Source organism: Saccharothrix espanaensis DSM 44229 (genome assembly GCF_000328705.1).
Classification (GTDB): domain Bacteria; phylum Actinomycetota; class Actinomycetes; order Mycobacteriales; family Pseudonocardiaceae; genus Actinosynnema; species Actinosynnema espanaense.
On sequence record NC_019673.1, the window covers coordinates 4,767,668 to 4,789,241 of the forward strand.

Genomic DNA, 21,574 nt, shown 5'->3' on the forward strand with positions numbered 1-21,574 from the left:
GTGCGCCGACGAAAGCGCGCTGACCGGCCCGATCCGGGTTAGGTTTCCCGGCATGGGCCAGTCGCCTGCGGTGGAGTTGGAGGTCGGGGACCGCGCTGTGCGGATCTCCAACCCGGATCGCGTCTACTTCCCGGCGCGCGGCGAGACCAAGCTGGACCTCGCCCGGTACTACCTGTCGGTCGGCGACGGCATCGTCCGCGCGCTGCGCGACCGGCCGTGCATGATGCACCGGTTCCCGTCCGGGGTGACCGGCGAGAAGGTGCACCAGAAACGGTTGCCGGGCGGCGCGCCGCCGTGGGTGCGGACCGTGCGGGTGCACTTCCCCCGGTACAACCGGCACGCCGACGAGCTGTGCGTCACCGACATCGCGGACGTGGTGTGGGCGGTGCAGATGTCGACCGTGGAGTTCCACCCGTGGAACTCGCGGCGGGCCGACACCGAGAAGCCCGACGAGTGGCGCATCGACCTCGACCCGATGCCGGACTGCCCGTTCTCCCGCGTCCAGCGGGTTGCCGGCGTGGTGGAGGAGGTGCTGGCCGAGCTGGGCGCGGTCGGGTGGCCCAAGACCTCCGGCGGCAGCGGGCTGCACGTGTACGTGCGGATCGAACCGCAGTGGGGGTTCCGGGAGGTGCGGCGGGCGGCGTTGGCGTTCGCGCGGGAGGTAGAGCGGCGCGCGCCCCGCGACGTGACCACGACGTGGTGGCGGCGCGACCGCGACCCGCGCAGCCTGTTCATCGACTACAACCAGAACGCCCGCGACCACACGATCGCCAGCGCGTACTCGGTGCGCGGCGTACCGGAGGCGACCGTGTCCACACCGCTGCGCTGGGACGAGGTGGCCGACGTCGACCCGCGCGATTTCACGATCGCGACCGTGCCGGCCCGGTTCGCCGAACTGGGAGACCTGCACGCGGGCATCGATGACGCGGTGTTCTCCTTGGAGCCACTGCTGGAGTGGGCGGACCGGGACGGCGAGGAACCCCCGGAAGCCCAGGACGCCGCCGAGGACTAGGGCGGGTCCACAGCGGCGGCGACCGGCCACTCCGACCGTGCCGCTTTCGGGCCAGTCGCCCCACGCTTGCGGCGCCTGGCAGCCAGCGCACCGCCGGTGCGGACCTGCCAGACGTCGCCGTCACGAGTGTCGCCGTGGCGAGGCGTAGGGGCGGTGTGGAAGCGGCCGGAGGTCGCCAGAGCGCTGCGGGCATGGCTGATCAATCCTCGTGCCCGTTGTCGAGCCGCGCCGGACCCCGGCCCGGACCGAACGGCGGATCGTCAAGGTCCGGTTGGCGCGGCGGCGGGGACCGGCGCGGATCGCGTATCTGCCGGGGCTGGTGCCCTCGACCGTGCACCGGGTCCTGACCCGCTGCGGCATGGCCCGGCCCGGTCACGTCGATCGCGCGACCGGCCGGTACGCCGCTATGAACGCGCCTGTTCCCAACCTCTCCGGTCAGTACGGCTAGCCGGCGTTGTGGAGGACCTTCGCCGCGTGGTCCGGGGCCTCCCTCTCGATCTCGCGCGGCGGCCGGACGTACGTGCCGCGGCCCTTGGGGCGCTTGGGCAGCACCAGCTTCGGCCGCTTGACCGGCTCCCACGGCAGGGTGTCCAGCAGGTGCGCGATCATGTTGAGCCGCGCTTTGCGCTTGTCCTCCGCCTCCACCACGGTCCACGGCGCGACCTCGGTGTCGGTGTGCACCAGCATGTCGTCCTTGGCCCGCGAGTAGTCGTCCCAGCGGGTGATCGACTCCAGGTCCATCGGCGAGAGCTTCCACTGCTTGAGCGGGTTCTCCTGCCGTTCCCGGAACCGCTTCTCCTGCTCGGCGTCGCTGACCGAGAACCAGTACTTGCGCAGCAGGATCCCGTCGTCCACCAGCAGTTCCTCGAAGATCGGGCACTGCCGGAGGAACCGCTGGTACTCCTGCGGCGTGCAGAACCCCATCACCCGCTCGACGCCCGCGCGGTTGTACCAGCTGCGGTCCAGCAGCACGATCTCGCCGGCCGCCGGCAGGTGGTCGACGTAGCGCTGGAAGTACCACTGGGTGCGTTCGCGCCCGGTCGGCGCGGGCAGCGCCACGATCCGGCAGACGCGCGGGTTGAGGTGCTCGGAGACCCGCTTGATCGTGCCGCCCTTGCCCGCCGCGTCCCGCCCCTCGAAGACCACCACGACCCGCGCGCCGGACGCCTTCACCCACTCCTGCATCTGCACCAGCTCACCTTGCAGGCGCAGCAGCTCGTTCTCGTACAGCTCCTTCGGGTACCGCTTCGCCGTGGTCTTCTTCGCCATGGCGGACAGGGTCGCAAACCGTCTTCGCATCGGCCAGACGAGGCCCCGCCGGATGGGCCATGATGGGTCGCGGGGGTGACCGACATGGGGGATTTGACGGGTGACGACGCCCGTGCGCTGGCCGCGAGCCTGCGGCGGTTGTTCCAGGCCACCGCGTCCGTCGTGGACCAGGACGGGGCCGCCGAGCCGCTGGTCGCCAAGGTGACCGCGCACCTGGGCGACGACCTGCGCGACGTGCTGTCGGTGGCGACGAAGTTCGAGCCGTGGGAGCACGTCAACGTGCAGCGCGGGGTGGACGCCTACCTCGCCGAGCACACGCCGGAGCCGGACTGGTTCGGCGTGACCGGATCGCACCGCGGCCACGAGGACCTGCTGTCGCTGCTGGTCACGGCCCGCCACCAGCGGGTGTACCAGCTCGGCGCGCCGGAGTACGCGACGGCCGCGGCGGGGCCCGCCGAGAGCGTGGAGGTGGTCCAGGTCGGCCTGGTCGCCACGCACGCGCCGGACGGCACTCCGGTCGTGCTCGGGATGCGCGGCGCGGTGATGGAGTACGGGCAGCCCGCCTGCCGGCTGGAGGTGCTGGCGACCGACCGGGCGGCGGCCCGCGCGGTGGGCGCGGAGGTCGAGCGGCTGATGCGGGAGCACGACGTGTTCCGCCGCCAGGTCCTGGTGTTCGGGGTCAGCGAGCACCGGGGCAACGAACTGCTCAGCTTCCTGCCCCGGCCGGCGCTGGACGCCGACGCGGTGGTGCTGCCCGACGGCGTGCTGGAGTCGATCGAGCGGCACGTGGTCGGCATCGCCGAGCACTCCGAGCGGCTGCGCGCGGCCGGGCAGCACCTCAAGCGCGGCCTGCTGCTGCACGGCCCGCCCGGCACCGGCAAGACGCACACCGTGCGGTACCTGATGAGCCGGATGGCCGACTGCACGGTGATCCTGCTGACCGGCCCGGCGATGCGGCTGATCAGCCAGGCGGCGGCGCTGGCCCGCCGGCTCCAGCCCGCGCTGCTCGTGGTGGAGGACGTCGACCTGGTGGCGATGGACCGGGGCTACTCCCCCAGCGGCAACCCGATGCTGTTCGCGCTGCTGGAGGCGATGGACGGGGTCGGCGCGGACGCCGACGTGACGTTCGTGCTCACCACCAACCGGGTCGAGGAGCTGGAAAGGGCGCTGGCCGACCGGCCGGGCCGGGTCGACCTGGCGGTGGAGGTGCCCCGGCCGGACGCGGCGGGCCGGCGGCGGCTGCTGGAGCTCTACGGGCGGGGTGTGGACCTGCGCGCCGACTTGGTGCCGGTGGTCGCCGCGACGGAGGGCGTCACGGCGTCGTTCATCAAGGAACTGCTGCGCCGGGCCGTGCTGGAGGCGGTGCGGGCGGAGGGCGAGGCGGGCGGCGAGGCGGGCGGCGAAGGCGTGCCGGTGGTCGGTGACGAGCTGGCCGGGTTGGCGCGCGAGATGACCGACGAGCGGCGGTCGTTGACCAGCGTGCTGCTCGGCGGGAGGCCCGCGTCCGGGCCACCCGGCGCGGCCGGGCCACCGGTGCCGGGACTGGCCGGCGGCCCGGCGTACGGGTAGCCATTGCGGTTGTCGTCGTAGTGGGGGCTGGGATCCGGCCGTGTCCGCTGGTCCGGATGCGCCCGGATTTTCCCTCGTCTGGCCCGCAGAAGCGCGAAGGATGTTCGGCGAGACTGCGATCATGAGCGATTCAGCGATCGCGGTCCCGTCCTACGACCTGTTCGCACCGGACGTGGCCGCCGACCCCCACCCGCTGCTGCACCGCATCCGCGCGGAGAGCCCGCTGAGCTGGGTGCCGGAGCTGCACGGCTACCTGCTCACCCGGCACGCGGACATCGTCGCGACCCTGAAGGACCGGCGGTTCACCAACGCCAACCTGGGCCAGGGCCTGGACCGGCTCAGCCAGGCCGAGCGCGACGAGCTCACGCCGCTGCTCCGGTCGATCGCGCTGTGGATGGGCCACACGAACGAGGACGACCACGTCCGGTTCCAGCAGCTCCTCAAGCGCTACTTCACCCCCGCCACCGTGAACGGCCTGCGGCCGCGGGTGCGGCAGCTGACCGAGGAGCTGATCGACGCGGTGGCCGCCACCGGCCGGATGGAGGTCGTGGCGGATCTCGCCTACCCGTTGCCCGCCAACGTGATCGCCGAGATGCTCGGGATGCCGACCACCGAGCGCGAGCGGTTGCAGGCGTGGTCGAGGGACATCCTGGCGATCTTCACGCGGGCCGACGTCGAGCGGCTGCGGCAGTGCCAGCGCAGCGTCCTGGAGATGCAGGACTACCTGCGCGGGCTGGTGGCGCAGCGGCGGGCCGAGCCGCGCGAGGACCTGCTCAGCATGTTCGCCGCCGCCGAGCGCGAGGGCGTGGTGACCGAGGACGAGATCGTGGCGAACTGCGTGCTGCTGCTGTTCGCGGGCCACGAGACGACCGCCAACCTGATCGCCAACGGCCTGGTGCTGCTGTTCGAGAACCCCGACCAGTTCGCGCTGCTGCGGGAGCGCCGCGAGCTGATGCCGTCGGCGGTCGAGGAGATGCTGCGGTGCGGCGGCCCGGCCACCACGATCGTCCGGGTCACCGCCGAGCCGGTCGAGGTCGCGGGCCACGAACTGCCGCCGGGCGAGCTGGTGTACCTGGCGATGCTCGCGGGCAACCGCGACCCCGAGGTGTTCGACGACCCGGACCGCTTCGACATCACCCGCAAACCCAACCGGCACACGGCGTTCGGGCTCGGCGCGTTCTACTGCCTGGGCGCGGCCCTGGCCCGGATGGAGACCGACGTCTGCTTCAGCACGCTGCTCGACCGCATCCCCGACCTCCGCCCGGCCTACGACACCCCGGACCGCGCCCTCACCCCGCCCCTGGGCAGCCGGCTGGCCACGCTCGACGTGACGTTCTGAGCCGTCCGGTCGGCCCGTGCCGCAACCACCGGCACGGGCCGACCGTGAGGGGCGCTCGCGTACCCGGCCCGGCTACCCAGCCGTGATGCAGACATGTCCGGGGCGCTAGTCGACACTGTCGAGGACCACGTGCCAGGGGTAGTCGGCCATGACGCGGCCCCCGTGCCGAGGCGGATGTGGTTGGAAGCCTCCGTCGCCGAAGAGCACCGTGACTTCGGAGGCTCGCAGGGCGTCGATGCTGCGGTGCAGGACGAGGTTGGCGGCCAGTGCGGTGTTGACGAAGGGCAGGACGGCGATGGGGACGCCGAGGCCGGTGAGTTCGGCGAGTTGGGTCAGGACGTAGGTGTCGGCGATGCCCGCTGCCCATTTGTTGATGGTGTTGTAGGTGGCGGGGGCGACGATGACGGCGTCCGGCTTGGGCAGGGCGGGTTGGCCTTGGCGTTGGTAGCCGGTGCGCACCGGGTGGCCGGTGAGGTGTTCGAGCTTGTCGAGGTCCAGGAAGTGTTCGACGGCTGCGGGTGTGGCTACGCAGTAGACCGACCAGCCCCTGTCCTGGGCCTGGGTGATGGCGACGTCGATGTGGTCGGCCGGGCCGGCGCCGCAGATCATCAGGTACAGGACACGTTCGGTCATGCGGGGACTCCGGCTCGGTCGGCGATCTGCCTGGCCTGGCGGGCGGGCTCGCCCGTGGTGGTGGACAGCAGGGTCCGGAGCAGGTTGTGGACCACTGGGCGGCAGCGGACTTCTTGTGGGGCGGTGCGTTCGGCTTGGGCCAGGGCGCGGGTGGCTTCGGCGTACTTGCCGCGGTGGGTGTTGGCCTGGGCCAGGTCGAGCAGGTGGTTGGCGCGGCGTTCCGGCGAGAGCGCGCTTAGGGCGCTGGTCGGGATGGTGGCGGCGAGGTGGAGGGCCTGCTCTGCTTCGTAGAGGCGGACCAGGGCCGAGACGCGGTGGATGGCCACGTTGGTGCGGCCGAAGTAGGTGCGGTGGTCGTCGTGGTGGGGTTCCATGCGCTCAGCGGCCTGCGTGGCTTCCTGGTGCATGGTCATGGCCAGTGCGGCGTCGTCCTGTTCGGCTGCGGAGATCGCGGCGGCGAGGTAGAGCATCCCGTAGAGGGCCAGCAGGGAGTTGGGGTAGCGGGGGACCTCGGGGCGCATCCGGTCGGTCATGCCCAGGAGGGCGTCGATGGCTTCGGCGCGTTGCCTGGCGGCGGTCATGGCTCGGGCGACGCTGCGGGTGGCTCGGGCCTGAGACCACATGTCGTCCACCTCCAGGGCCGTGTACATCGCGCGGTCGGCCGCCAGCCAGGCCAGGTCGTGGCTCTCGAACTTGAGCAGCATCGACGACGCCAGGCGGTAGGAGGTGACGAGGATGCGGTGGGTGTCGACCTGGTCGGCGGCTGCGGCGGTGAGGGTGGCGGTTTGTGCGGCTTCCAGCAGCGTGGGGAGGTGTTGGGCGATCGTCGTGAAGTGCGACGACGCCCAGGCGTGGTCCAGGTACTCGGCCTGACGGGCCAGGTGGCCTACTGCGGGCGGTTCGTGGGCGGGCCTGACCAGGCTCGGGTAGCGGCCCAGAGCCGAGCGGATGGCGGAGACCTCGGTGGCGTCCACGCAGTCCGCCGCGCGGATTGCCGTCGGGGTGTCGGTGAGGACGTCGGGGTCGACGGAGAGCGCCTCGGCCACCAGTTCGATGGTGGGGATGCGGGTGAGGTCGCGTTCGCCGGTTTCGATCTTGTCGAGCCAGGACGTCGACCTGCCGATCATGTCGGCGAACTGCTTGCGCCCGAGGTTGCGGCGCAGGCGCCAGTAGCGGACGCGCTTGCCGATCTCGCCGGGGTCCGGCATGTGGCCTCCCTGCGGCAGTCTTGGCCTGGCCAGGTCAGGGTAGCTGGCGGAGGGTTACACATTTTGTACGACTTGTGACGCTCAGTCGCTCCTACCTTGGCCACCGCTAGTCGACTTCGAGTGGCGTCGATCCGGATCAGGGCCGGGGTGGGGTGCGCGGTGACCAAGGACGAGTTGCTGTTCAACACCTGGTTGAGCAGCGTGAACACGCGGCTCGGGCGGTACGTCGTGCGATTGATGGAGGAGAGCGTGCACGTCGTGCGGCCTGGTGAGGAATCGCGGTACCGGGATCAGCTGGGAGTGGTTGAGGTCGAGTTGGCCCAGGACCTCACCGAGCTGGCTCGGGCTATCGCAGGCAAAGCCGCAGGCGAGTCGTACTCGCTCGACGGCCGGCGGTGAGGTCGCGGTGGCGCACACGGTTCGGCTGCGGCGGCGGGAGTTCGCCAACGCGGCGAAGCTGGCGGGGTTTCGGTCGGACTACGCGTTGGCGAAGGCGATGGGTGTCAACCGGTCGACGGTCGCCCGCGTGCTGGGCGGCGGGCTTCGGCCTGGGCCGATGTTCATCGGCAGCGCGTTGAACGCTCTCGCTCCGTTGGAGTTCGGTGACCTGTTCGAGGTGGTGCGCGTCGACCCCGTCCCTGTTCCCGGCGTTGATCAGAAGGTCACAGCAGGGAGACAACGCAGTGCCTGGTAGCGCGTCGGACATACCACCGAGCGAGGAACTGTTGGCGGCGTCGGATCACGCCGAGTTGGGGTGGTCGGTCCTCCCCGGCGCGGTGTGGGACGAGGGCCGGTTCCTCGTCGTGGGCGGCGGGCTGGGTGTCGTCTCGGTGTACGAATCGCTGGTCGACCCATCCTGAACCACTCGTGGACGGCACGACGTTCGCGGACGTGGTTCCCAGCCTCGGGAAGGACGCGGCGTGAGTGAGGTGGCAGAGGTCCGGCCGGAGCGTGGCACGTTCGCGGGTCACATGCTCGTCGTTGCGCGCGAGGACACGCCGACGCCAACTCCGTCGAAGGCGACTTCCGGCTGTCGTCGCGGAGTGCCGAGAGCGCCTTGGCCGTGTTCGGTTCGAGCACTGGCCTGGTCGAGGTCCAGCGGCTGCACCTCGTCTGGCTGGATGGTGCGACCTCGAACGTGCCCCGTTCGTAGTCCGCCGCTGCCAAGCGGCGGCCGTGCGCTTGGCATGAGCAAGCTTGTACGGGGGCGGGCGCGCCGGTGCCCACTTCCGCACAACGCGGCTCAGCGACCTCTGCCGTCGGACGGGTATCTGCAGCGGAGCTCGGCGGCGTGCTTGCCCTTGGCCGGAGGCTCGCCGATCACGGGGTCGGTCCGCGTGAGGACTCGGACGGGTCGATCGCCGCCTGCGCTTACCAGCTCTAACGAACCCGCGCACCGGCCGGCGTTCCGCCCTACTGTCGCCGACCGGGCTGCTGCTCTGCAGCGGCGATGTGGTGGCGAACAACCGCAGCGGCGCGAACTGACTCGCGGTGCTCGCTGGGCGAGTGGCCGCGCAGCCGTTTGAACGCGACGCTGAGCGCGAACGTCGTGCCGTAGCCGACCCGGCGGGCGATCGCGCCGACCGTCAGGTCCGTGTCGGTGAGCAGGTCGGCGGCCAGCGAGATGCGCCAGTCCGCCAGGTGCGCCATCGGCGGTTCGCCGGTCCGTGCGGTGAACCGTCGGGCCAGGCCCGCTCGGGACACCTGGCAGCGGGCGGCCAGTTCGGCGACCGTCCACGGGTGCGCGGGGTCCTCGTGCAGCAGGTCCAGCGCCCGGTCCACCAGCGGGTCCCCGGTCGACCGGTACCAGGCCGGTGCCGCGCGGTCGCCGTCGAACCAGGCACGCAGGGCGGACACCAGCACGAGGTCCAGCAGCCGGTCGAGGACGACCTGCCAGCCGGGGCGCGCGGCGGTGATCTCGGCCGACACGGCGGCCAGCAGCGGCGTGGGGCAGTCGGCGTCCGACACGACCAGCACGTCCGGCAGGGCGCGCCGCAGCCGCTCCGGCAACGGCCCCGCGAACGCGCCGCTGACCAGCACCGCCGGCCCGTCACCGGGACCCCAGTCGCAGTACCGGTCCTCCCCCACCACCTCGCTCGGCGGCGTGGTCGGGTCGTCGGCGAGGACGAACGGCGTCCCGCCCCGGACGACCGCGATGTCCCCGGCCGCCACCCGGAGCGGTCGCCCGCGCACGACCCACGCCTCTCCGGCGAGCACCGCGCCGACGGTCAGCTCGGCGCGGGCGGTGAACTTCAGGGACCACGGCGGCACCAGCGCCGAGCGGCTGAACACAGCACCGCGCGCCCGGACACCGTCGAGCAGGTCGGCGAGCACATCCACGACCGCCAGATTAGACCCGAACTTAGACGAACAGACATCGATCTGATTCTTTGAGCCATCGTACGTCGCACCGCGCCGGGTTTGACTGGTCGTCGTGACCAACCATCCGATCCTCGTCCTCGGCGGCACGGGCAAAGCCGGCCGGCGCGTCGCGGCCCGCCTGCGCGCCCTCGACGTCCCCGTCCGCGTGCCGACCCGCTCCGGCCCCCTCCCGTTCGACTGGACCGACGACACCACCTGGCCCGCCGCGCTCGCCGGGGCGCGGGCGGTGTTCGTGGTGCCGTTCGACGGCCTGCTGCTGACCCGGCCGTTCGTGGCCCGCGCGGTGGCGGCAGGCGTCGAACGGATCGTGCTGCTGTCCGGCCGGGGCCTCGACGTGCCCGACTACCCGCAGATCACGTCCGGTGCGACGCACTCCGACGGGGAGGCGGCGGTGCGGGCAGCGGACGTGGCGTGGACCGTGCTGCGGCCGACGTGGTTCGCGCAGAACTTCAGCGAGGGCTTCTTCCGGGACGCGGTCGCGGCGGGCGACCTGCGCCTGCCGGCGGGCGACGGCGCGGTGGGCTTCGTCGACGCCGACGACATCGCCGACGTCGCGGTGGCCGCCCTCACCGGGTCGGGGCACGGCGGCCACACCTACGAGCTGTCCGGGCCGCGCGCGTTGAGCATGGCCGAAGCCGCCGCCGAGATCGCCACCGCGACCGGTCGGCCGGTCCGCTACACGGCACTGGACCTGGCGACCTACCGCGCCGAGCTCGTCGCGGCCGGCTGGCCGGAGTCCGATGCGCGGGAACTCGGCCTGGTGGTGACGGCCGTGCGCGACGGGCTGGACGCCTACCTCTCGGACGGCGTCGAGCGGGCACTGGGCCGCCCGCCCCGGGACTTCACCGCCTTCGCGGCCGCCGCCACCTGGCCGTGAAACCCGCTCGACGGCACGGGCGGGCGGGCTGATGCTGTCGGGCACCCGTACTGGCGGCGCGAGCCGGCGGACGAGGCGACCGCCCGCGCGTGCCACGCCGCGACGACGGACGAGTTCCGGCCGCCCCGCAGCTGCGGGCCGAACTGACCACCGCTCCCCTGCCGGACGTGCGAGTACCTGGGGTGGGGCGTCTTCGCCCTGATCGACCGGGCCTGAGCCCGGTTGCAAGGCGGCTTGCCGGTTCGGCAAGCTGGGGGCATGGACGAGCTGGAGGACGTGCTCAAGGCGGTGGGCCCGCGGCTGCGGGCGATCAGGAGGCAGCGCGGGGTGACCCTGGCCGACCTCGCCACCGCCACCGGCATCTCGGAGAGCACCCTGTCCCGACTGGAGAGCGGGCAGCGGCGGGCCAACCTGGAGCTGCTGCTGCCCCTCGCCAGGGCGCACGGGGTGCCGCTCGACGAACTGGTGGGCGCGCCGAACACCGGCGACCCCAGGGTGCACATGCGGCCGCTGCGGCGCGGGAACCGGACGATCATCCCGCTGACCCGGCGCGCCGGCGGCCTCCAAGCGTACAAGATGATCATCCCCGGCGGCCGGGCGCAGGTGGAGCCGGAGTTGCGCGTGCACGAGGGCTACGAGTGGCTCTACGTGCTCGACGGCACGCTCCGGCTGCTGCTCGGCGACCAGGACCTGGCGCTCAAGCCGGGCGAGGCCGCCGAGTTCGACACCCACGTGCCGCACTACTTCGAGGCCGCGGACGACAAGCCCGTCGAACTGCTGACCCTGTTCGGCCAGCAGGGCGAACGGGCCCACGTCCGCGCCCGCTCCAAGTAGCGCGGGACCGGCTCCGGACAGTGCGGGGCCGGCTAGGGCAGCCGGCGGATCCGCAGGACGTTGTCGTCGCGGTGGCCGGGGTTGCCGTCGGGGTCGGCCATCTCCCGCCGGACGACCTCGTCGGTCTCGACCTGCCAGCCCTCGCCCAGGTCGAGCGACCGGAGCACCTCGGCCGTGGTCGGCAGCACGATGTCGCCGTGCGGGTGCTCGGTCACCCAGGACGGCCAGCCGGCGTGCCCGCCGATCACCAGCACGCCGCCGGGAGCGACCGCGTCGGCCGCGTGCCGCAGGATGCCACCGCGCTCGCCCTCCACCGCCACCGGCGAGTGCAGGTACTGGGCGGACACCAGGTCGAACTCGCCGGCCGGGAACGTCTCGCCGAGGTCGTGCCGCTCGAACGCGACCAGGTCGGCGACCCCGGCTCCGGCCGCGCGGGCGGCGGCCCGGCCGAGCGCGGTCGCGGACACGTCCACACCCAGCACCCGCCAGCCCTGGCGGGCCAGCCAGACCACGTCCCCGCCCTCCGCGCACCCCAGGTCCAGCGCGGTGCCGGGGGTGAGCCCGGCGACCTCGCGCACCAGCAACGGGTTCGGCTCGCCGCTCCACACCTGGTCCCGGTCCAGGTAGAAGCCCTCCCAGAACTGCTCGGTCGTCGTCATGGCCGAACTGTGCACCGGGCCCGCGCGACCGCACCACAAAACTTGCCGGTCCGGCAAGATCGACGCGCTACGGGCGCGGGGTGAGCACCGCGACCTCGGTGATCCGGTGCAGGAACTCCGGGGTCGCCGCGCCCTTCACGTTCTCCGCTTCGGCGACCACGACGGTGGTGTTGAACTGCTCCGAGTCGTAGTGGTGGGCGGTGAAGGTGATGTCGCTCATCAGCAGCAGCCGCGCGGACAGCGGCGTGATGTCGCCGGTCCCGTAGATGTCCTCCACCCGCCGGAACTCGGTGGCCACGGCGCGGTCGCCGAACTCCACCCACGCCACCGACACCGCGACGAGCGAGCCCTTGTCGTCGGCCAGGGTGAACAGCAGCCGGCTCAGCGACCGGCACGGCGCCGCCGTGAGCAGGTCCTTCACCTGGCCGAACGAGTTGGCCACGCAGTCCTGGTCGGTGCGGCTGGTCTGCTCGACGACCTTGAGGCCCAGCTCGCGCCACGCGTCGTCGTCGGGTTGGCCGGCGACGCTGTTGGCGCCCACGGCGACCGCACCGGCCATCGCCGCCGCCGCGACCACACCACCGACGCCCACGCGCGTCCCCTTCCGCCACCCACGACACTTCCCGGGTCAGGGGCCGCTCAAACCGACCACGTCGGCCGCGCAGCCCCAGGACAGTGTCACACCCGCGCCGCCGTGCCCGTAGCAGCTGATCAGGACCTGCCCCGACCGTGTCACCCGGTCGAGGCGCACCGACGGCCGGGTCGGGCGCAACCCGACCGCGCGCGACACGACGGGCGCGTCCCGCAGGCTCGGCACCAGCGCGACCACCCGGTCCAGCACGGCCCGCTCCACGCCCGCGTCGTGGCCGAGCCCGGTCTCGCCGCGCTCGGCGGTGCCGCCGCACACCACGTCGTGGCCGCGCGGGATGGCGTAGGTCATGCCGCCCGGGTTGTCGTCGTCCACCACCCACCGGGTGAGTCCGGGGTTGGCGAGCCGGACGACCTGCCCGCGCACGGGCTCGACGGTGGGGTCGTCCACCAGGTCACCGGAGCGCAGCCCGGCCGCCACCACGACGGTCGGCTGCGGCAGGTCCGCCGGCCGCGACACCCGCGCCCGCCGGAACACCACCCCGGCCCCGGCACACCGCGCGGCCAGCCAGTCGAGGTAGGCCGCCGTGTCGACCACCGGCACCGAGCACACCACCCCCGACACGACGCCGTCGGGCAGTTCCCCGGGCTCGGCGGCGCGGCGGTCCGGCACCAGGGCCGTCCACGACAGGTCCGGGTCGCGGTCCCGGTGCAGGACGATCCCCTCGCGCCACCACACACCGGTTCCCGGCCGGTCGGCCAGCTCCGCGAACCGGGCGAGCGACACCCGCGCCCACCGGAGCACGGCGTCGGCGGGCGCGGCCAGGTAGGGGAACCACAGGCCGCCCGCCACCGCCGACACCGTCCCGCCCGGTGCCAGGTCCGCGACCACCTCCACCCGGTGCCCCGCCTCGGCCAACCCCAGCGCGCAGGTCAGCCCGATCACCCCGCCGCCGACCACCGCGATGTCACCCATGTGACCGTCGTACCAGCCGGGGCGGCCCGCCAGGTTCCGCCGATCGCCGGGTTGTGACCGCCCCCGCCGGCCTGCTTCCATGGGGTTTCCGATAGATCACTTCTGGCGGCGCAAACCAGCGGGCCTCCGCTGGGGGCCAGACAGCGAGAACCCCGGAGGTTCGAGCGCTGCCCAGGAGAACCCCTCTCCGGCACCACGGCACGGCCCGTCGCGTCCCTGACAACGCCGCGGGCGGTCGAACCTCGCCGAAAAACGACCATTGGCGGTGCCGTCCCTGTGCACACGGGCCGCCGAGAAGGAGTCGGGACATGATTCGTCGGCTTGCACGACTGCTCGCCGCCGGCGCGGCGGTGCTGCTCACCGCCTCGCTGACCACCGGGGCGAGCGCGGCGCCGGTGGCCGAGGACACCTGCCCGGTGAAGTCCAGGCCCACCGGCAAGGTGCTGCACGGGTACTGGGAGAACTGGGACGGCGCCAAGAACGGCGTGCACCCGCCGCTGGGCTGGATCCCCATCACCGACCAGCGCATCCGGGACAACGGGTACAACGTCATCAACGCGGCGTTCCCGGTGATCCTCAACGACGGCACCGTGCTGTGGGAAGACGGCATGGACGCCACCGTCAAGGTGGCCACGCCCGCCGAGATGTGCGCGGCCAAGGCCGCCGGCCTGACCATCCTGATGTCGATCGGCGGCGCGACCGCCGGGATCGACCTGAACTCGACCGCGGTGGCCGACAAGTTCGTCAACACGGTGGTGCCGATCCTGCAGAAGTACAACTTCGACGGCATCGACATCGACGTGGAGACCGGCCTGGTGGGCGGCGGCAACATCAACACGCTGTCCCCCTCGCAGGCGAACCTGATCCGGATCATCGACGGCGTGCTCGCCCGGATGCCGTCCAACTTCGGCCTGACCATGGCGCCGGAGACGGCGTACGTGACCGGCGGCAGCGTGGTCTACGGCTCGATCTGGGGCGCGTACCTGCCGGTCATCAAGAAGTACGCCGACAACGGGCGGCTGTGGTGGCTGAACATGCAGTACTACAACGGCAGCATGTACGGCTGTAGCGGTGACTCGTACCAGGCGGGCACCGTGCAGGGCTTCACCGCGCAGACCAACTGCCTGAACAAGGGGCTGGTCATCCAGGGCACGACGATCAAGGTGCCGTTCGACAAGCAGGTGCCGGGTCTGCCGGCGCAGCCGGGCGCGGGCGGCGGCTACATGTCCACCGGCCTGGTCTCCCAGGCGTACAACACCTACGGCGGCCAGCTGAAGGGTCTGATGACCTGGTCGATCAACTGGGACGGCTCGAAGGGCTGGACGTTCGGGCGCAACGTGAAGGCGTTGCAGGGCCGCCGCTGACCCGACCCCGGCCGATCACCGCGCGCCCTTGCGGCGCAACGTGATCGGCCGTTCGGCGGCGTTCGGGGACCGGCTCCTCCGGGAACCCGGTGGGTGCTGAACCCACCCCCTCGGAGGAGCCGATGTCCCGGCGCGCGTTGACCGTGCTGTTCGCCGTCCTGCTGACCGGTTGCGGCACGTTCCCCGCCGCCACCGGCGGTTCCGGCGCGGAGAAGGTCCCCACCGGGACGCCGGACGCGGCGACCGCCCGCGCCCGGCTGGCCGAACTGCCGGTGGCCGAACCCGGTCGTCTCGACGGCTACGTCCGGGACTGCGACAAGGGCGCGGCGTGCGTGTTCGGCCAGCCCTGGTTCGACGTGGACGGTGACGGCTGCGACCAGCGCAGCCAGGTGCTCGCGCGTGACCTGGTGGACGTCAAGGTCAAGGAAGGCCGCTGCGCGGTCACGTCCGGCACGCTGTACGACCCGTACACCGGGGAGACGATCACCAGCGTGTCCAAGATCCAGATCGACCACGTCGTGCCGTTGGCCGAGATGTGGCGCAGCGGCGCGTCCGCGTGGACCCCCGAACGCCGCACGGCCGCCGCCAACGACCTGCGCAACCTCGTTGCCGTGCAGGGGAAGGCGAACCAGTCCAAAGGGGACAAGACGCCGGACGAGTGGATGCCGCCGAGCCCCGGCTACGCCTGCGCGTACGCCCGGATCTACGTGGGCGTCAAAGCCGACTTCGGGCTGACCGTGAGCACCCCGGAACGCACCGCGCTGGAGCAGACCCTGACCCCCTGTCCCTGATCCGCCGCGCCGGCGTCGAACGGACGTGGAGGTTCGGGGGGTCGTGGTTCCGGACGTCCGGGTGGTGCGGGATTCGTTGCGCGAGAAGAGTTTTTTGCCCCGGTCGGCTCGTGTCCCGGTTCGACCAGGTCGCCGAGGCGCTCGCCGGCGACTCCCTGGTGCACGGCGACTTCCACAGCCAATCCGTCCACCTGGGACCCACCCGCTGACCGCGCACCTGGGGCGCTGAGGGGGTAGGACCGGGACCGGGACGTGCTCGGCCGACTCCGGCCACGGGACGTCCCGTGGCCGAAGTCAACCGTGGTCAGCGCTTGAAGACCTGGCGGCCGGCGAACCAGGTCTCGGTCACCGCCGTCGTGTAGAGGTCGCCGATCGCGCTCTCGAACGGGTTGCGGTCCAGGATCACGAAGTCGGCGGACTTGCCGGGGGTCAGCGACCCGGTCACGTCGTCCACGCCCATCGCGCGGGCCCCGGACAGGGTGAACGCCTCGACGGCTTCGGTGAGCGTGATCGCCTGCTCGGGCCACAGCGCGCCTGGGTGCGCGCCCGCCGGGTCCTGCCGGGTGACCAGGCCCTGGATGCCCTCCCACGCGTTGGGCGACTCGCTGACCGGCCAGTCCGACCCGCCCGCGACCAGCGCGCCGCTGTCGAGCAGCGACCGGTTGGGCTGCATCCGGGACGCGCGGTCGGCGGGCAGCACGTTCGCGATCGCCGACGGGATCACCCCGGGCACCCACAGGAACGGCGAGATGTCCGCGGCGACGCCCAGCGCGCCGAACCGGGCCAGGTCGTCGGGGTGCACGAACTGCCCGTGCGCCACCTGGAACCTGGTCTCGGTGTGGCCTTCGCCGCGCAGCTTCTCGACCGCGTCGAGGGTCGCGCGGACCGCGGCGTCGCCGGTGCAGTGGATCTTGGCGGAGAGCCCGGCGGTCGCGGCGGCGCGCAACCAGCCCTCCAGCTCGGCCGGCGGCATGGTCGGCGCGCCGTGGAAGCACGCGCCGTGCACGTCGTCGGGCAGGTAGGGCTCCAGGAACGCGGCGGTGCGGGTGGGCGGGACGCCGTCGAGGAAGATCTTCACGAAGTCCGGCCGGTGGTGCTCGCCGCGGTAGCGCCCGGCCAGCGCCATCAGCTCCGAGCCGATCGGGTCGAAGCCGAAGATGGGGTCGTTGACCAGAAGCGACGACACCACCCAGGCGGCCAGTTCACCGGCGTCGTCCAGCGTCTTGAGCGCGTTGAGGATGTCGACCGAGACGCCGGCGTCCTGGAACGCGGTGATGCCGTAGGAGTGCAGGACGCCGATCGCGTGCCGGGACGCCCGCGCGTGCTGCTCCTCGGTCAGCGTGCCGGTCTTCCGCACCGCCCGCTCGACCTGCACGCCCGCCGCCTCCAGCAGCACGCCGGTGGGCGCGCCGGTGGCCGGGTCGCGCACGATCACGCCGCCCGCCGGGTCCGGGGTCGCCGCGGTCACGCCGGCCAGTTCCAGCGCCCGGCTGCTCACCCACCGGTTGTGCCTGCTGTCGTCGGTGAGCATGACCGGCCGGCCGGCCGCCGCCGCGTCCAGCGCGTGCCGGGCCGACTCCCGCGACAGCGTCTCGACCAGCGTCGACGCCCACGCGCCGCCGACCACCCACTCGTCCGGGCCGAGGTCGCGCGACCAGTCGCGGACCGCGTCGAGGATCGCCTCGAAGCCGTGGTCGCCGCCGAACCCGAGCTCGAACAGCGCGGACCGCCCGGCCAGCGCGTGGTGGTTGTGCACGTCGACCAGGCCGGGCATGACGAACGCGCCGCCCAGGTCGCGGACCTCGGTGCCCGGTCCGGGCACGACCTCGTCGAGCGAGAGCACGCGGCCACCTTCGACGGCCAGCGTCGTGGCGTGGGGGCGCGCGCTGTCGACCGTGTGGACCGTCGCGTTGGTGAGGATCAGATCGGCTGCCAAGGTACGGGCACTCCCGGTCGGGTCGCGGAAAACCGGAGTTCGGGCCCGCACGGCGAGCGCGGCCGGCGCCAACTCCGCTGACCCCGGCAGTCTTGGCGTGCCGCGGCCGCCGCGGAACCGGCGTGCACCGCGCCGTGCGGCACCGGACAAGAAGGATGCACTGACGACCAACCACCCGCCACCCGGGTCAGGCCGACGGTGCCCACCCGCGCCGCCCGGCGGCGAACGACAGGACCACCTGGAGGGCGCACACGCCGATCAGGACCAGGATCGGGACCGACCACGAGCCGGTCACGTCGCGCAGCACGCCGACCAGCAGCGGCCCGCCGGCGGCGAGCAGGTAGCCGCCACCCTGGGCCAGCGCGGACAGCGCGGCGGTGTCGGCGGGCGTCCGGGTCCGCAGCCCGAACAGCGCCAGGGTCAGCGGGAACACCCCGCCGCCCACGCCGATCAGCACCGCCCACAGCCACGGCGCGGTCGCCGGCGCGGTGAGCAGCCCGGTGAGCCCCAGCACCTCGAACGCGGTCAGGACCGCGCCGAGGCAGCCCTGGGCGCGCAACCGGGACGCCAGGACCGGGACCGCGAAGTACACCGGCACCCCGGCGAGCACGCTGACCGACAGCAGCACGCCGGCCTGGCCCGGGGAGAACCCGGCGTCGTGGTAGATCGCGGGCAGCCAGGCCATCACCACGAACGCGAGCAGCGACTGGGTGGCGAACAGCAGCGTCACCGCCCACGCGACCGGGCTGCGCAGCACGGCCCGGACCGACGTCGCCGTCCCGCCGGCCCGGCCGGACCGGCGGGTCTGCGGCAGCCAGAGCAACAGGGCCACGGCGGCGGGCACGGACCACGCGGCCAGCCCGCCGCGCCAGCCGCCGGCGATCGCGCCCACGGGGACGGTCGCCGCGGCCCCGACCGCCGCGCCGACCGACATCACCGCGCTGTACGCGCCGGTGACCTCCCCGACGCGGTGCGGGAACTCCTCCTTGACCACCACCGGGACCAGCACGTTCGCCGTGGCGATCCCGGCGCACGCGAGGACCGTGCCGACCAGCAGCGCGCCCTCGCCGCCGGCCACCCGGACCACCAGGCCGACGAGCAGCACGCCGACGCCGAGCCCGAGCCCGGCCGCCGCGCCGAGCCGCCGCACCACCCGGGGCGTGGCCACCGCCACGACGCCGAAGCACAGGACCGGCAGGGTCGCGACGGTCGACGCGACGACGGACGACATCCCCAGGTCGGCGCGCGCCTGGTCGAGCACCGCGCCCAGGCTGGTGACGGCGACCCGCAGGTTCGCGGCGATCAGCACGACCCCGACCAGGACGGCGAGCACCCCGGCCGGCGGCCGGCTCATCGTCGCCGGAGGGCGGGTCGCCGCGCGCCGACGTGGTCACGCCGCACCGGCGGCACCCGCCTCGACGTGAGCGGCGACAAGCCGGCGCAGCGCCCCGACGGCGGTGGCGAACAGCGGTTCCACGGCCGGCGCGGGCCCGCCGTCACGGATGGCGTCCTCGCTCCACATCAGCACGACACCGCCGGTCCGCACGTCGAGCACGGACCCGACGACGAGGACCGCCGCGGTCTCCATCTCGGAGCTGATCGCCCCGCCCCGGCGCCAGATGTCGAGGCGTTCGACCAGCGCCGCGGCGAGCGGCATCCGCTCGGGTTCCATCTCGCCGTAGTAGGAGTCCTTGGTGTGCACGATTCCGCGCCGGTGCGGCACTCCCCCGGCGACCGCCGCTTCCTGGAGGGCCAGCACCACGTCGATCGACGCCACGGCGGGGAACTCGACGGGCAGGTACTGCCGGGTGGTCCCCTCGTCGCGGATCGCGGCGGTGACGACGGCCAGTTCCCCGTTGCCGATGTCGGGCCGCAGCGAACCGGACACGCCGACGCGGATCATCGTGTGGACGCCGAGCGCGGCCAGTTCCTCCACCGCGAGCGCGGTCGACGGCCCGCCGACGCCGGTCGAGGTGACCACGACGGTCTCGCGGTCGAGGGTCCCGCGCCAGGTCTCGAACTCACGGTTGCGAGCGACGAAGACGGGGTCGTCGAGGTGCGCGGCGAGTGCGGCGACGTGGTCGGGGTTGTTCGGCAGCAGCGCGTAGCCGCCGACGTCCCCGGCGGTGAGGTGCAGGTGGTGGGCGCGGCCGTCGGCCATGGTTCCTCCCAGGGGGTGCGTCACGATCAACTGATCACAGTCAGGATTCACGCACGTTCGTCAGTATTGACGGACACACTAGGCGGCTATTACCTTCCCCACAACAACTTGACGACGAGGGAGCCGGAGCGTGCACCACACGCCACCGATCGAATCCGCACTGCTGGCCGCCATGAGCGCGCAAGCGGGCCCGATGGGCGCCCGCGCGGCGCTGGTACACCTGCGGGACAAGGGGTTCGAGGTCAGCGAGTCGACCATCAGCCGACTGCTGCGGGAGCTGGACGACCGGGCGCTGACCGCGTCGCTGGGCAAGAAGGGCCGGGTGCTGACCGAGGAGGGCCGGCGGGCCGCCGCCAACCTCCTGCTCGACAGCAGGCGGGCGTCCAACTTCGCCGACGCCCTCAACCTGCGCGACGTCCACGACCTGGTGGACCACCTGGCGGGGCGACGGGGGATCGAGCGGGAAGCCGCCCGCGCCGCCGCCCTGCGGGCCCGGCCCGAGGAGGTGGCGCGGCTGCACGAGATGGTCGAGACCTCCGGGTCCGGGCGCTGGCAGGAGCGGCTGGGCTTCCACCGCTCCATCGGCGAGGTCTCGCACAACAAGCAGATCCAGGCCATCACCACCACGTTGTTCGACGAACGCCTCGACCCGCTGGAACACCTGCTGGTGCTGATCGGGATCAAGCAGGAAGCACTGGTGCGCTGGGACGAGGAGCACCGCGCCATCGTGGCGGCCATCTCGGCCCGGGACCCGGACCGCGCCGAGGACCTGATGGTCGTCCACCTCGACGGGATGATCCGGGACACCGAGCTGTTCGCCGACGGCGGCAACGCCCACGTCATCCACGCGGTACTCGCCGAGATCGAGTCCACGTGACCACCGCGTCCCGCCCACCCGGGTGAGCGGGACGCACATCGTTCGGGAGCGCAGATGAACCGGATCCTCTTGCAGCACGGGACGAGCCGCCACGGGATGAGCCGCCGCTCGTTCCTGCGGACCACGGGGCGGGGCGCGTCGGCCGCGGCCGGCCTCTGGCTGGCCGGCTGCGGCGTGGGCGGCGACGGCGGCACCGCCGGGGGTCGGGTGTCGGTGAAACTGGGCTGGATCCCGAACATCGAGTACTCCGGCATCTTCGTCGGCGTCGCGGACGGGCTCTACGCCAAGCGCGGCCTGGAGGTCGAGGTCGTGCCCGGCGGGCCGAACTCGCCGGTGGCCCCGCTGGTCACCACGAGCCGGGTGGACGTCGGCATCGAGGCGATCCCGGAGAACGTGGCCACCGCCGTGGCCGGGGGCGCCAAGCTCAAGATCGTCGGGGCCGGCCTGCGCAAGAGCCCGGAGTGCTGGATCTCGTTGGCCGACAAGGCGATCACCGAGCCCAAGCAGATCGAGGGCAAGAAGCTCGGGATCACGTTGGCGGGCAAGAACACCGCCTTGGTGTTCCTGAAGCGCAACGGCGTCGACCCGGACAAGGTCACCCTGGTGCCCATCCAGTTCGACCCCGCTCCCCTGGCGGCCCGCGAGGTCGACGCGATCTGGGGGTTCGCGTCGAACCAGCCGGTGGCGCTGGGCCTGCGCGGCATCGAGACCCACGTGATGCCGTTGGCCGACTACGGCTTCAACCGGATGCAGAGCGTGTTCTTCGTGTCGCAGGCGACCTTGGACGACCCGGTCGCGCGGGAGAACGCCCGCAAGTTCCTGCTCGGCAGCCGGGACGGCTGGGACGCCGCGCTCAAGAGCCACCAGCGCGCGGCGGAGGTGACGGTCGAGAAGTACGGCAAGGACCTCGGCCTCAAGCTGGACGAGCAGCTCAAGGCGCTGTCCGCGATGGCCCCGTACGTCACCTCGGCCGACCTGGTCGACCAGGGTCTGCTCTGGATGCCCGAATCGCTCGTCGAAGAGACCATCGCCAGCCTGGGCAGCATCGGCATCACCGCCGACAAGTCGTTGTTCACCAACGAACTGCTGCAGGGGTGAC

At 72.6% G+C, this 21,574-nt stretch carries 22 protein-coding genes and 1 pseudogene; 13 read left to right on the forward strand and 10 right to left on the reverse strand.

Features of this window, described 5'->3' with window-relative positions; genetic code table 11:
• The first annotated feature begins 52 nt into the window (after positions 1–52).
• Positions 53–1,012, forward strand: coding sequence for a non-homologous end-joining DNA ligase (gene ligD, locus BN6_RS21100; RefSeq protein WP_041317581.1), 960 nt, complete (start codon positions 53–55; stop codon positions 1,010–1,012).
• A gap of 185 nt (positions 1,013–1,197) precedes the next feature.
• A pseudogene (locus BN6_RS21105) lies at positions 1,198–1,409 on the forward strand (IS481 family transposase); the annotation flags it as partial.
• Between the two features lie 47 nt (positions 1,410–1,456).
• Here BN6_RS21105 and ppk2 read toward each other — a convergent pair.
• Positions 1,457–2,281, reverse strand: a complete 825-nt coding sequence (ppk2, locus tag BN6_RS21110) for a polyphosphate kinase 2 (RefSeq protein WP_015101755.1) — start codon at positions 2,279–2,281, stop codon at positions 1,457–1,459.
• An 84-nt stretch (positions 2,282–2,365) separates the two neighbouring features.
• On the opposite strand from ppk2, the gene BN6_RS21115 reads away from it, so the two are divergent.
• The gene (locus BN6_RS21115) at positions 2,366–3,850 is read left to right on the forward strand and encodes an AAA family ATPase (protein WP_015101756.1); all 1,485 of its coding nucleotides are present in this window, start codon (positions 2,366–2,368) and stop codon (positions 3,848–3,850) included.
• A 121-nt stretch (positions 3,851–3,971) separates the two neighbouring features.
• On the forward strand, positions 3,972–5,189 hold the full coding sequence (locus BN6_RS21120) for a cytochrome P450 (protein ID WP_197540166.1): 1,218 nt from the start codon (positions 3,972–3,974) through the stop codon (positions 5,187–5,189).
• A gap of 105 nt (positions 5,190–5,294) precedes the next feature.
• Here the strand turns inward: BN6_RS21120 and BN6_RS21125 are convergent, their stop codons facing one another.
• Together BN6_RS21125 and BN6_RS21130 are read right to left on the reverse strand one after the other, a co-directional pair.
• Positions 5,295–5,822, reverse strand: coding sequence for a flavoprotein (locus tag BN6_RS21125; protein ID WP_015101758.1), 528 nt, complete (start codon positions 5,820–5,822; stop codon positions 5,295–5,297).
• Positions 5,819–7,030, reverse strand: coding sequence for a helix-turn-helix domain-containing protein (locus BN6_RS21130; RefSeq protein WP_015101759.1), 1,212 nt, complete (start codon positions 7,028–7,030; stop codon positions 5,819–5,821). The genes BN6_RS21125 and BN6_RS21130 overlap by 4 nt, the downstream gene beginning before the upstream one ends.
• 159 nt (positions 7,031–7,189) lie before the next feature.
• Here BN6_RS21130 and BN6_RS21135 point away from each other — a divergent pair, with 159 nt between their 5' ends.
• Genes BN6_RS21135 through BN6_RS49695 form a run of 3 tightly spaced genes read left to right on the forward strand, consistent with a single transcriptional unit; the run spans position 7,190 to position 7,890 of the window.
• Positions 7,190–7,429: a hypothetical protein gene (locus BN6_RS21135; protein ID WP_148302952.1), complete on the forward strand. Its 240-nt coding sequence runs from the start codon at positions 7,190–7,192 to the stop codon at positions 7,427–7,429.
• 7 nt (positions 7,430–7,436) lie between these two features.
• Complete coding sequence (locus tag BN6_RS21140) at positions 7,437–7,724, forward strand: hypothetical protein (RefSeq protein ID WP_015101761.1); 288 nt, start codon at positions 7,437–7,439, stop codon at positions 7,722–7,724.
• Positions 7,725–7,755: 31 nt separating this feature from the next.
• Positions 7,756–7,890 carry a hypothetical protein gene (locus tag BN6_RS49695; RefSeq protein ID WP_269454267.1) on the forward strand — a complete coding sequence of 45 codons (135 nt, stop codon included), beginning with the start codon at positions 7,756–7,758 and terminating at the stop codon, positions 7,888–7,890.
• A 553-nt stretch (positions 7,891–8,443) separates the two neighbouring features.
• On the opposite strand, the gene BN6_RS21145 is transcribed toward BN6_RS49695, so the two are convergent.
• A complete protein-coding gene (locus tag BN6_RS21145) occupies positions 8,444–9,370 on the reverse strand; it encodes an AraC family transcriptional regulator (RefSeq protein ID WP_051075668.1) in 927 nt (308 codons plus the stop codon).
• A 94-nt stretch (positions 9,371–9,464) separates the two neighbouring features.
• Here BN6_RS21145 and BN6_RS21150 point away from each other — a divergent pair, with 94 nt between their 5' ends.
• Entirely contained in the window at positions 9,465–10,289 is an 825-nt protein-coding gene (locus tag BN6_RS21150) for an NmrA family NAD(P)-binding protein (protein WP_015101764.1), read from the forward strand.
• Positions 10,290–10,547: 258 nt separating this feature from the next.
• Entirely contained in the window at positions 10,548–11,123 is a 576-nt protein-coding gene (locus BN6_RS21155; RefSeq protein ID WP_015101765.1) for a helix-turn-helix domain-containing protein, read from the forward strand.
• A 32-nt stretch (positions 11,124–11,155) separates the two neighbouring features.
• Here BN6_RS21155 and BN6_RS21160 read toward each other — a convergent pair whose 3' ends face one another.
• The 3 genes from BN6_RS21160 to BN6_RS21170 all read right to left on the reverse strand — a co-directional run bounded on the left by BN6_RS21160 (position 11,156) and on the right by BN6_RS21170 (position 13,346).
• Positions 11,156–11,782 (reverse strand): class I SAM-dependent methyltransferase, encoded by a 627-nt coding sequence (locus BN6_RS21160; protein WP_015101766.1) that lies wholly within the window; start codon positions 11,780–11,782, stop codon positions 11,156–11,158.
• Between the two features lie 67 nt (positions 11,783–11,849).
• The gene (locus BN6_RS21165; protein WP_015101767.1) at positions 11,850–12,374 is read right to left on the reverse strand and encodes a hypothetical protein; all 525 of its coding nucleotides are present in this window, start codon (positions 12,372–12,374) and stop codon (positions 11,850–11,852) included.
• A gap of 36 nt (positions 12,375–12,410) precedes the next feature.
• Positions 12,411–13,346 (reverse strand): FAD-dependent oxidoreductase, encoded by a 936-nt coding sequence (locus tag BN6_RS21170; RefSeq protein WP_041313512.1) that lies wholly within the window; start codon positions 13,344–13,346, stop codon positions 12,411–12,413.
• Positions 13,347–13,654: 308 nt separating this feature from the next.
• On the opposite strand from BN6_RS21170, the gene BN6_RS21175 reads away from it, so the two are divergent.
• Together BN6_RS21175 and BN6_RS21180 are read left to right on the forward strand one after the other, a co-directional pair.
• Positions 13,655–14,710, forward strand: a complete 1,056-nt coding sequence (locus BN6_RS21175) for a chitinase (RefSeq protein ID WP_015101769.1) — start codon at positions 13,655–13,657, stop codon at positions 14,708–14,710.
• Positions 14,711–14,832: 122 nt separating this feature from the next.
• Positions 14,833–15,501 carry an HNH endonuclease family protein gene (locus tag BN6_RS21180; RefSeq protein WP_015101770.1) on the forward strand — a complete coding sequence of 223 codons (669 nt, stop codon included), beginning with the start codon at positions 14,833–14,835 and terminating at the stop codon, positions 15,499–15,501.
• A 304-nt stretch (positions 15,502–15,805) separates the two neighbouring features.
• Here the strand turns inward: BN6_RS21180 and BN6_RS21185 are convergent, their stop codons facing one another.
• From BN6_RS21185 to BN6_RS21195, 3 genes are all read right to left on the reverse strand, one after another.
• Entirely contained in the window at positions 15,806–17,437 is a 1,632-nt protein-coding gene (locus tag BN6_RS21185; RefSeq protein WP_015101771.1) for an amidohydrolase, read from the reverse strand.
• Between the two features lie 187 nt (positions 17,438–17,624).
• Positions 17,625–18,791 carry an MFS transporter gene (locus tag BN6_RS21190; protein ID WP_015101772.1) on the reverse strand — a complete coding sequence of 389 codons (1,167 nt, stop codon included), beginning with the start codon at positions 18,789–18,791 and terminating at the stop codon, positions 17,625–17,627.
• Positions 18,792–18,827: 36 nt separating this feature from the next.
• Positions 18,828–19,598 carry a nucleoside phosphorylase gene (locus tag BN6_RS21195; RefSeq protein ID WP_015101773.1) on the reverse strand — a complete coding sequence of 257 codons (771 nt, stop codon included), beginning with the start codon at positions 19,596–19,598 and terminating at the stop codon, positions 18,828–18,830.
• A 130-nt stretch (positions 19,599–19,728) separates the two neighbouring features.
• On the opposite strand from BN6_RS21195, the gene BN6_RS21200 reads away from it, so the two are divergent.
• Both BN6_RS21200 and BN6_RS21205 read left to right on the forward strand, forming a co-directional pair.
• Positions 19,729–20,475, forward strand: a complete 747-nt coding sequence (locus BN6_RS21200; protein ID WP_015101774.1) for an FCD domain-containing protein — start codon at positions 19,729–19,731, stop codon at positions 20,473–20,475.
• Between the two features lie 54 nt (positions 20,476–20,529).
• Positions 20,530–21,573 carry an ABC transporter substrate-binding protein gene (locus BN6_RS21205; protein ID WP_015101775.1) on the forward strand — a complete coding sequence of 348 codons (1,044 nt, stop codon included), beginning with the start codon at positions 20,530–20,532 and terminating at the stop codon, positions 21,571–21,573.
• Position 21,574 lies beyond the last annotated feature (1 nt).